At 66.0% G+C, this 10,082-nt stretch carries 9 protein-coding genes and 1 rRNA gene; all 10 read right to left on the reverse strand.

Going from position 1 to position 10,082, the window contains the following annotated elements; all coding sequences use genetic code 11:
- Positions 1-103 precede the first annotated feature (103 nt).
- The gene (xerD, locus tag B0I08_RS09765) at positions 104-1,096 is read right to left on the reverse strand and encodes a site-specific tyrosine recombinase XerD (RefSeq protein ID WP_106212246.1); all 993 of its coding nucleotides are present in this window, start codon (positions 1,094-1,096) and stop codon (positions 104-106) included.
- Positions 1,083-1,697: an NUDIX domain-containing protein gene (locus B0I08_RS09770; RefSeq protein WP_106212248.1), complete on the reverse strand. Its 615-nt coding sequence runs from the start codon at positions 1,695-1,697 to the stop codon at positions 1,083-1,085. Before B0I08_RS09770 ends, xerD begins: the two co-directional genes overlap by 14 nt.
- Positions 1,690-3,435 (reverse strand): CTP synthase, encoded by a 1,746-nt coding sequence (locus tag B0I08_RS09775; RefSeq protein ID WP_181243368.1) that lies wholly within the window; start codon positions 3,433-3,435, stop codon positions 1,690-1,692. The genes B0I08_RS09770 and B0I08_RS09775 overlap by 8 nt, the downstream gene beginning before the upstream one ends.
- An 86-nt stretch (positions 3,436-3,521) precedes the next feature.
- Entirely contained in the window at positions 3,522-5,231 is a 1,710-nt protein-coding gene (recN, locus tag B0I08_RS09780) for a DNA repair protein RecN (protein ID WP_106212250.1), read from the reverse strand.
- The gene (locus tag B0I08_RS09785) at positions 5,228-6,196 is read right to left on the reverse strand and encodes an NAD kinase (RefSeq protein WP_425432993.1); all 969 of its coding nucleotides are present in this window, start codon (positions 6,194-6,196) and stop codon (positions 5,228-5,230) included. The genes recN and B0I08_RS09785 overlap by 4 nt, the downstream gene beginning before the upstream one ends.
- A complete protein-coding gene (locus B0I08_RS09790; RefSeq protein WP_106212252.1) occupies positions 6,189-6,983 on the reverse strand; it encodes a TlyA family RNA methyltransferase in 795 nt (264 codons plus the stop codon). Before B0I08_RS09790 ends, B0I08_RS09785 begins: the two co-directional genes overlap by 8 nt.
- Positions 6,976-7,233 (reverse strand): hypothetical protein, encoded by a 258-nt coding sequence (locus tag B0I08_RS09795; protein ID WP_106212254.1) that lies wholly within the window; start codon positions 7,231-7,233, stop codon positions 6,976-6,978. Before B0I08_RS09795 ends, B0I08_RS09790 begins: the two co-directional genes overlap by 8 nt.
- A gap of 2 nt (positions 7,234-7,235) precedes the next feature.
- On the reverse strand, positions 7,236-8,240 hold the full coding sequence (locus B0I08_RS09800; protein WP_106212256.1) for an HAD-IIA family hydrolase: 1,005 nt from the start codon (positions 8,238-8,240) through the stop codon (positions 7,236-7,238).
- A complete protein-coding gene (locus tag B0I08_RS17775; RefSeq protein WP_181243369.1) occupies positions 8,230-9,750 on the reverse strand; it encodes a hypothetical protein in 1,521 nt (506 codons plus the stop codon). The genes B0I08_RS09800 and B0I08_RS17775 overlap by 11 nt, the downstream gene beginning before the upstream one ends.
- A gap of 244 nt (positions 9,751-9,994) precedes the next feature.
- Positions 9,995-10,082, reverse strand: a 5S ribosomal RNA gene (gene rrf, locus B0I08_RS09810); the annotation flags it as partial.

Genomic DNA, 10,082 nt, shown 5'->3' on the forward strand with positions numbered 1-10,082 from the left:
CTCCCGTTCCTGCCGACCACCGCTGGGCCGGGTGTTTCCACTGTACTGGGTCGATTCGCCGCTCCCGGTAATGACCGCGCGGTTCTGAAGACCGAACGAATGCTCAGGCCTCGCGGGCTCGGGGGTGGGCCGTGGTGTACATATCCCGCAGCGTGTCCGCCGTCACCAGGGTGTAAATCTGGGTCGTCGCGACGGATGAATGTCCGAGCAGTTCCTGCACCACCCGCACGTCCGCACCGCCGGCAAGCAGGTGGGTCGCGAAGGAATGCCGAAAGGTGTGTGGCGAGATCGGGATTCCGAGCTGGGAGCGCTCGGCGGCAGCCTTGATGATCAGCCACGCATTCTGGCGCGATACCCGCTGCCCGCGCAAACCCAGGAACAGGGCAGGAGTCGCGGCGCCGCGGGACGACAGCAACGGACGCACCCGCACGAGGTACTCGTCGATCGCGGTGCGTGCGTAACTGCCGAGCGGCACGATGCGTTGCTTGCCGCCCTTGCCGAACAGGCGCACCACGTCGTTGTCGATGACGTCGTCGACGTTGAGCGCGACCGCCTCCGAGATGCGGGCCCCGGTCGCGTAGAGCAGTTCGAGCAAGGCACGATCCCGCAGCTGTTGCGGGGCGTCCCCCTCGGTACTCGCGAGCACCGCGGCCATCTGCTCGACCGTGATTGCCTTGGGCAGCCGACTGGGGAGCTTCGGCGGGGTGGTGTCGGACGCGACATCCGCCTCGACCTGCCCCTCACCGACGAGGTAACGATGAAAGCTGCGAACGGAGGAAAGCATGCGAGAGACGGATGCCGCGGTCAGCGGCACATCGCCGCGCGTCGACAGGGCGCGGGCGAAAGCCGAAACATCGGACGCAGCGACATCCCCCGGCCGAGTTACCCCGGACTCCGCCAGGTGCGCGAGGTACACCCCGAGATCGCGGCGATACGCCAGCACGGTGTTCGTCGCGAGCCCACGCTCGATCGACACGTACCGGAGGTACCGCTCCAGGCTCGCTGCGAGGGTGAGAGCGGACGTCCTGGGCCCAGGCGAAGTTAGCTCAGACGTGGGCCCGGGCGCGTTCTCAGAAGTGTTCTCAGAGGCGGGCATGGGCGGCGAGCACCGCGATCATCAGGATGGAGTTGGTGAGGCTGCCCGCGAGGATCGCGGCCACGACATCTTCGAGCGGCACCCAGCCCACCACGATGTCCGCCTCCTCGTCCTCACGGTTGAAGGTCGGTGTTGCACTGATCCCGCGGGCGAGGAACACGTGCACGATCTCGTTGCTCCCGCCCGGAGTCGTGTGAAAACTGACGAGCTTGCTCCAGTCGTCAGCCTTCAGGTCGACTTCTTCTGCCAGCTCTCGCTGTGCGGCGGCCAGGTTCGACTCGCCCTCCGCGTCGAGGAGTCCGGCGGGAAGCTCCCAATCGCGCATACCCACGGGGTGACGGTACTGCTGGATCAGCAGCACGCGGTTCTGGTCGTCGAGCGCAAGCACCGCGACCGCGCCGGTGTGGTCGACGTACTCGCGGGTGATCTTGTTGTCCCGGTAGGTGACGACGTCACGCCGGATGTTCCAGACGGCGCCTTCGAACACGACGTCGGAGGACACCACGTCCTCGGCGGCGGCGACGTCTGCGAGGGGCAGGGCGTGAGGCTGCTGCTGGTGGTGCTGATCCTGGACTTGGTCCGACTGGTTCAGATTAGACATCGGCGGGCTCCGCAACCGGCGCGGCCTGGGCGACCGGCGCGGCCTGGGGCGACCCGACGATGTCCGCCTCGGCGACCTCGAACAGGCGGCTCGCGCGCTGGCGGTCGAGGGCGGCACCGACGAGTCCGCGGAACAGCGGGTGCGCGTGGTTCGGGCGCGACCGCAGCTCGGGGTGAGCCTGCGTTCCCACGTAGAACGGGTGTACCTCGCGGGGAAGCTCCACGAACTCCACCAGCGTGCGGTCCGGGGAGATGCCGGAGAAGGTCATACCCGCTGCCGCGATCTGGTCGCGGTAGGTGTTGTTGACCTCGTAGCGGTGGCGGTGGCGCTCGGACACGCTCGTGGCGCCGTACAGTTCGGCGACGATCGAGCCCTCCTGGAGCGAAGCCTCGTACAGGCCGAGACGCATCGTGCCGCCCATGTCGCCGGTCGCGATGATGTCGACCTGCTCCGCCATCGTGGCGATGACCGGGAACGCGGTCTCGGGGTCAAATTCGCTGGAGGAAGCCCCCGGGAGGTTGGCCTTGTTACGGCCGTACTCGATGACCATGCACTGCAACCCGAGGCACAAACCCAGCACCGGAACGGCGTTCTCGCGGGCGAATCGCAGGGCGCCGAGCTTGCCCTCGATGCCACGGATACCAAAGCCTCCTGGCACGCAGATCGCGTCGAGCTCGCCCAGTAAGCGGGCCGCGCCCTCCTCGGTCTCGCACTCGTCGGAGGGAATCCACTTGAGGTTCACCTTGGTCTGCTGCGCGAATCCGCCGGCCTTCAGGGCCTCGGTGACGGAGAGGTAGGCGTCGGGCAGGTCGATGTACTTGCCGACCAGGCCGATGGTCACCTCGTGCTTGGGGTTGTGCACGGCGGTCAGCAGGTCGCTCCACCCGTCCCAGTTCACGGGGCCGGCTTCGAGGCCGAGCTGCTCGATGATGTAGGCGTCGAGGCCCTGGTCGTGCAGCATGCCGGGAATTTCGTAGATCGAGGGAACGTCGATGCAGTTGACCACCGCCGACTCGTCGACGTCACACATGAGCGCGATCTTGCGCTTGTTGCTCTCGGAGACCGGACGGTCGGAGCGCAGCACCAGGGCGTCGGGCTGGATGCCGATCGATCGCAGCGCTGCGACCGAGTGCTGCGTCGGCTTCGTCTTCTGCTCGCCCGAGGCGTTCATAAACGGGACGAGTGAGACGTGCACAAAAAAGACATTGCGGCGGGTGAGCTCGTGGCGCAGCTGACGCGCGGCCTCGATGAACGGCTGGCTCTCGATGTCGCCGACCGTTCCACCGATCTCGGTGATGATCACATCCGGGCGGGGCTCGTCGGTCGTCTGCAGACGCATCCGACGCTTGATCTCGTCGGTGATGTGCGGGATGACCTGCACGGTGTCACCGAGGTACTCGCCGCGGCGCTCCTTGGCGATCACGTTCGAGTAAATCTGCCCGGTCGTCACATTGGCGGCCTGGTTCAGGTTGATGTCGAGAAAACGCTCGTAGTGCCCGATGTCGAGGTCGGTCTCTGCGCCGTCGTCGGTCACAAAGACCTCGCCGTGCTGGAACGGGTTCATCGTTCCGGGGTCGACATTCAGGTACGGGTCGAGCTTCTGCATCACGACGCGAAGACCCCGCGCCGTCAGAAGGTTACCGAGGCTAGCTGCCGTGAGCCCTTTACCAAGGCTCGAAACGACTCCCCCGGTGACGAAAATGTGTTTTGTAACTTGCCGCTCAGAATTGTTCACCACGGGATTACAGCGTATCCCACGCGCGAGGGTTTCTGCTCGCTCGGGCGTTTTGTTCACAAAACTGACACAGTTCCGGGGTGGCGACGCTAGCCTCGATGTGCCATTTCAAGCAGCTCCCTGGCGTGCGCGAGCCCGCTCTCCGAGTCGGGTAGACCAGACAAAAGCCGCGCCATCTCGGCGATTCGGTCTTCACCCTCGAGCTGCTGGACGCTGCTCGTGGTCACCGAGCCATCCACGTCCTTGACGACGCGCAGGTGATTCGTCGAAAATGCCGCGACCTGGGCGAGGTGGGTCACCACGATCACCTGGGAGGTTTGCGCGAGGGACGCGAGCCGACGCCCGATCTCGATCGCACTGGCACCGCCGACACCGGCATCCACCTCGTCAAAGATGAACGTCGGCACGGGATCTTTGCCCGCGATGACGACCTCGATCGCCAGCATCACGCGGGACAGCTCGCCGCCCGAGGCTCCGCGGCCGAGCGGAAGCGGATCAACTCCGGGATGCGGCTGGAGCAAAAACGTGACCCGGTCCTTACCGGAGAGGGAGACCTCATCCTTGTCCTGTACGTCCACGGTCAGCCGGGCATTCGCCATGGCGAGGGCGCCGAGCTCCGCGGTAACGCCCTCGGACAGCCGGACAGCGGCGGCTCGGCGCAGTGCACTGACGTCGTCGGCCAGGGCGAGGATCTGTTCCTGATCGGACTCTACCTGGGCGGACAGGGCGGAGATGCGGTCGGAGTCGTTGTTGAGTTCAAGCAGCCGGCTACTGCCCGTGTCGAGAAAATCGATCGTGTCCTGCAGCGTCGGGCCGTGCTTGCGCACCAGCGCTGTCAGTAGTGCGCGGCGTTCCTGAAGCGTCTCCAGCTCGCGCGCGCCTTCGATGTCGAGGCCGCCGAGGTAACTCGAGAGCTGCGCGGAGATGTCGTTGACCGCGAAGGTTGCCGCTGCCAGTGCTTCGGAAATGGGCGCCAGCTCGGTGTCGTGTTCGGAGGCACGCTCGATGAGTCGGCGCGCGGCATCCAGCATCACCAACACGTCCCCGGTGTCCTCGAGGGTCTGCGCGGACAGCAACTCCTGCGCCTGCGAGGCGGCCAGGCGGAGGTCTTCGAGATTGGTGAGCCGGTCGATCCGCTCCCCCAGCTCAACGTCTTCGTTCGGCAGCGGCGCGGCCTCCTCGATCTCCGCCAGGGCGAGGGTGAGATCCTCGGCTTCGCGAATGCGACGGTCGCGCTCGGCGACAAGCAGTTCGAGTTCGGCTTCGGCGCTTTGCCAGCGGCGATAGACGCCCTGGAACGTCGCGACCACCGCGCCAAGGTCCGCACCGGCGAAGCGGTCGAGCGCGGCGCGCTGGGCGGTGCCCGAGCGCAGCCGTACCTGGTCAGACTGGCCGTGGACCACCACCAGCTGGTGCCCGATCTCGCCGAGCACCCCCACGGGAGCCGCGCGACCGCCCACCACGGCCCTGCTCCGCCCCTCGGCCGACAGGGACCTGCTGAGCAGCAGGCCAGCGTCGGAGCTGTCGGGGATCTCGTCGAGGTCTCCCCCGGCGTCCCGCACCCGTTCGGCGACCGGCCCGTTCGCGTCGACCAGCCACTGTCCCTCGACGACCGCTCCCGACGAGCCAGAGCGGATGGCTGAGCTGTCCGCCCTTCCCCCGAGTAGCAGGCCGAGCGCGGTGACCACCATGGTCTTACCCGCGCCGGTCTCGCCGGTCAGCGCAGTGAAGCCGGGGCCCAGGGGAAGGCGCGCATCGCCGATGACGCCAAGACCGCGGATGGAAATCTCTTCGATCATGGACGGGTCCCCTCGCCCACAGCTCCTCGCCACCCCGTGACCGGCAAGGCGAACTTGTGCACGAGGCGGTCGGTGAAGGGGCCCTGCGACAGGCGGGCGAGGCGCACCGGCACTGGCGACCGTTTCGCCACGACCCGCGCGCCGCGCGGCAGATCCTGTGTGCGGCGTCCGTCACACCACAGCACACCAGAGCCCTGGGTGCGGTCGAGCACTTCCACCGCGAGGGTGGAGTTTGGCCCGACAACGAGCGGACGCGCAAACAGCGCGTGGGCACTCAGCGGCACCATCAGCATCGCGTCGAGGCTCGGCCACACGATGGGTCCGCCGGCCGAAAATGAGTACGCGGTCGAACCGGTGGGGGTGGAAATCACGACGCCGTCGCAACCGAACGACGACAGCGGCCGCCCGTCGATCTCGATGACGACCTCGAGCATCCGTTCGCGGCTGGCCTTCTCGATGGTCGCTTCGTTCAGCGCCCAGGTTTCGAAGATCATCTCGGAGCCGACCCAGGCCTGCACGGCAAGCGTCATCCGTTCCTCGACCAGGTAGTCGCGGGCGAGAACTCGGACGACGGTGTCGGTGAGGTCTTCCCGCTCGCTCTCGGCGAGGAAGCCAACGTGGCCAAGATTGACACCGAGCAGCGGCGCAGAGCAGCCCCTGGCGAGTTCAGCGGCCCGCAGGATGGTGCCGTCGCCGCCGAGTACGATGACGATCTCGAGGTCGCCGACGTCGATGGTCTCGCCGAGGATGTCGACGGGCGACAGGTCACCGGCCGACGTTTTCATATCGTCGAACTCGTCGCGGGATAGCACGGGGGTGATTCCTGCGGCTTGCAGCTGGCGACACACTTGAATGGCGGCCGCGAGCGAGTCGGGCCTTCCGGTGTGGGCAACTATCAGGATGTGGCGGTCGGAAGTCACGGCGGGGATGCCCTTCAGTACGCGGTGCAGCGATTTGTCACGCAAGTGCTGCGATTCGCTGTATCCATTCTGTCGGATTCGTACCCGACCCCGCGCTCAACCAGACCAGATACTCGAGGTTTCCTGCATTGCCGGCAATCGGTGAGGGGATGAGTCCGGCCGTGCCGAGTCCAAGGTCCCACGCTGCCCAGAGCACCGCAGAGACGGCGTCCTGGCGCAGTCGCTGGTCGCGCACGATCCCCTCACGGATACCGCCGCGTCCGACCTCGAACTGTGGCTTTATCAGCAGCACGAAGTCTGCATCACGACCAACGGTGTCGACCATGGCCGGCATCACGGTGGGCAGGGAGATGAACGACAGGTCGGCCACCAGCAGCGTCGGGATCTCGGTCACGCCCGAACTGTGGGCAAGCTGCACGGGAGTGAGGTAGCGAGCGTTCTCGCCCTCCACAACAACCACCCTGGGGTCGTTCGCGATCTCCGGCACCAGTTGGCCGTGCCCCACATCAAGGGATATGACCCGGCGCGCGCCACGTTCCAACAGGACCTGCGTGAAACCTCCGGTCGACGCGCCCACATCCAGCGCAAGTCTGTCGTGCACCTCGATCGGGAATGCATCTAGCGCCGCAACCAGCTTGTGCGCGGCGCGGCTGACGTAGTGGTCAGATTCAGCCACCTCGACAACCTGTCCCTCCCGCACCCGAAAAGACGGCTTCACCTGGGGCTTGCCGTCGACCGTGACCAGCCCGTCGGCGATCAGCCGCGCGGCGTGGGTCCGCGAGCGGGCGAGCCCGCGGTCGCCGAGCACGGAGTCGAGCCGAGAGTCAGACATCGCGCGGGGTCACGTTTGTTGAGGCGTCTGTTGGGGCGTCTGCCGACTCGCTTGCTGGCGCGTCACCGGCTTCGCTGGGGCTCGCGTCGTTGCCCTCGAGCAGTGACTGCAGCTGGCCGTGCAGCTGCGCGAACTCGTCCGCGCGTTCCCCGAGGGGCAACTCGTCAATTTGTGAGAGTCGCTCTCGGAGCGCGTCGGCGTCCTCGCCGGCACTGTCGCCTTTACTGGCACCCTGGGCTACATCGCTCATACTCACGAATATAGTTCTGGCGGCACCTGGAAGGCGTGGATACTCGAACCCGAGCTCCAGATCGCTGCGGCACCCGCGCGCAGAAGGTCGAGTTTGTTGGTTCCCTCTGCTTCTACACGCAGGGCGTTGCCTGCCCGGCGCACGATCGCGTCGCCGACTCGCGTGATTACGGCACCGTGCGCATCGATGATCTCGATGGTCTCCGGGTACGGCTCCGAGAGCTCGCGCAGGTCGCCCAGGATGTATCGAGGACGAGAGTTGGCATCGGCGGCCAGAACCTGCTTGGCCTGGTCGATTCCGGTCAGCACGAGTGCTGAGTCGATTCCTGCGCGATTTGACCCGAGGATGTCAGTATCCAGGCGGTCACCGATAAAAAGTGGGGCGGATGCGCCGAAGCGCTCGACGGCGACCTCAAAAATAGCGGCCTCCGGCTTGCCCGCGACAACGGGAAGCCGTCCCACCGCCGTGTGCACCGCAGAGACGAGCGTTCCGTTTCCCGGGGCGGTTCCGCGGGCGACCGGGATTGTCCAGTCGGTGTTGGTGGCCACCCAGGGAATGCCCGTGTGCAGCGCGAACGCGGCCTCAGCCAGGTGCACCCAGCCGATCTCCGGGTAATAACCCTGAATGACCGCCGTAGGGTCGTCGTCCGCCGAGAATGTGGCAACGAACCCGGCCTTCTCGACTTCCTCGATGAGTCCAGCACCACCGATGACCAGAATCTTCGATCCCGCGGGAACGATCCCGGCGAGAAGACGGACAGCGGCCTGCGGCGAGGTGATGACGTCGTCGGCCGCCACCGTGAGGCCAAGGCTCGACAGGTGTTCGGCCACCGACTGGGCGGTGCGCGACGCATTGTTGGTGATGTACCCGATTCGCGCGTCCGCGGACGCAAGGTTCATTGCCTCTACCGCGAACGGGATCGCATCCGCGCCCTTGTAGATAACTCCATCGAGGTCGGCAAGGACAAGGTCGACGCCGTCGAGCGGTGAGCGGCGCTTAGCGCTCATCGGAGACGCCTTCTGCCGCAGCGGAATCAGTCGCGGCGGAATCAGTTTCGTCAGGCCCTGAAACTTCACTCGCTGCATCCGTTTCTTCGATTGGTTGGTCGTCTTCTGTAATGCCCTCGAGGTCGACTTCGCGCACGTCCTCAAGCTCGACCTTGAGATCGTCTTCGTTGTCGTCTTCGTAGTCGTCTTCGTAGTCGTCTTCGTAGTCGTCTTCGTAGATATCGATGGTCTCGCCATCAATGCCGAGGTCGCGCTGGTCAACCGCTTCCTGAGCGGTGTCGGCGTGTGCCCACCAGACCGCAGCGTCCTGCTCGCGACCGAGATCTTCGAGGCAGGTCGCGTAGGCCGCAAAGAGGTCGGGCGAGTACGAAAAGACGTGGGTCGGGTCGAGCTGCGGAATAGTGACTTCCTGCAGCGCTGCCTTGGCGTCGCCCTGGTCAAGGCGCGCGCCGGACATCGCGATCGCGAGTTCCACCTGCACAGGAACGGACAGCTTCGACTTGGGGATGCTGCGAGCGAGCTCCAACGCCTTGTCCGGCCGGCCCAACGCACGCTCACAGTCGACCATCAGGGGAAGCTGGTCGTCGCGCCCGGTGATCCTGCGGTGCGTTCGCAGCTCGCGCAGGGCAAGAGCGTAGTCTCCGGTTGCGTAAGCGGTGATGGCGAGGGTCTCCCGGACCACACCGATACGACCGGCGCGGCGGGCAGCGGAAACAGCATGAGCATGCGCGAGCGTCGGGTCGGACTCGATCAGGCGCGCTGCCATAGCCAGGTGCTTCGCCACTCCCTCGGCATTGTCCTTCGCGAGCGTCTTGAGCTCGTTTCGGGCAACACGGTCCAGTTCGTCGGGCAGGACGTCTTCCGGAATGACCGGGTCGTCGTGCCGGCTGCGCACACTGCGGGTGTTGAACGGATCGCGGTCTTCCCACTCGGCGGCCGCGGCGGCATTAGCGGCGGCGTTGCTCGCTCCCGCCTCCTTGTTTCCTCGTGCGGGGGCTCCGCGATCGGTCCAGAGTTTTTTGCCGTCACCGCTGCGTGCGGGGCGAGCACCACGAGCGGCACGGTCCCGATCTGAGGTGGGACGACCGGGCTGTCGGTCGCTCGCGCGCGCGGGACGGTCAGGACGGTCCGGACGATCGCTGCTCGGGCGATCACTGCTCTGCCGAGCAGGACGGTCGCCACCATACGTACGCGCGGGACGGTCGTCGCTGGAGCGAGCAGGGCGCTGTTCGCTGGCGCGAGCAGGGCGGTCACCGTTTGACGGGCGAGCAGGGCGGTCATCGCTGGAGCGAGCAGGGCGGTCACTGCTAGTCGACCGGGCGGGACGCTCGCCGCCGGTACGGTCGTTGTTGCGGGCGGCGCGCTCGTTGCTGCGCGTGGTGTTGCGATCGGGGCGATCGGGGCGATCTGGACGGTCTGCACTCGCACGGTCTGCACTGCTTGCACGGTCCGGACGATCTACACGGTCCGGACGATCGGCACGGTCCCCGCGTTCGGTTGGATCGCTCATCGCGGCTCACTCCCCCGCACCCATTCGGTGCTGCTCTGCTGTTGATTTGTTGGGTGTTGATTTGTTCGGTGTTGATTTTGTTAGGCGGATGCCACGGCGTCGACATTAGCGCCGCCTGAAAGCATCTCGTATCTGACCATTGTCCCTTACGGAACGAGAAACGACGCACTAACCAACCTGCGCCGTGTGTTAAAGCGGAATGGCCACCCCGGTGGGGTGGCCATTCACTGGTGATGCAAAGTAAGTCCGGCGGTGTCCTACTCTCCCACAGGGTCCCCCCTGCAGTACCATCGGCGCAGAGAGTCTTAGCTTCCGGGTTCGGAATGTAACCG

The sequence above is a fragment of the Glaciihabitans tibetensis genome (assembly GCF_003003265.1).
GTDB lineage: Bacteria > Actinomycetota > Actinomycetes > Actinomycetales > Microbacteriaceae > Glaciihabitans > Glaciihabitans tibetensis.

What these genes read in the sequence shown, in the direction of transcription:
- xerD (WP_106212246.1), bottom strand. Translation starts at nt 1,096, where the DNA reads ATGCCCGCCTCTGAGAACACTTCTGAGAACGCGCCCGGGCCCACGTCT.
- B0I08_RS09770 (WP_106212248.1), bottom strand. Translation starts at nt 1,697, where the DNA reads ATGTCTAATCTGAACCAGTCGGACCAAGTCCAGGATCAGCACCACCAG.
- recN (WP_106212250.1), bottom strand. Translation starts at nt 5,231, where the DNA reads ATGATCGAAGAGATTTCCATCCGCGGTCTTGGCGTCATCGGCGATGCG.
- B0I08_RS09790 (WP_106212252.1), bottom strand. Translation starts at nt 6,983, where the DNA reads ATGTCTGACTCTCGGCTCGACTCCGTGCTCGGCGACCGCGGGCTCGCC.
- B0I08_RS09795 (WP_106212254.1), bottom strand. Translation starts at nt 7,233, where the DNA reads ATGAGCGATGTAGCCCAGGGTGCCAGTAAAGGCGACAGTGCCGGCGAG.
- B0I08_RS09800 (WP_106212256.1), bottom strand. Translation starts at nt 8,240, where the DNA reads ATGAGCGCTAAGCGCCGCTCACCGCTCGACGGCGTCGACCTTGTCCTT.
- B0I08_RS17775 (WP_181243369.1), bottom strand. Translation starts at nt 9,750, where the DNA reads ATGAGCGATCCAACCGAACGCGGGGACCGTGCCGATCGTCCGGACCGT.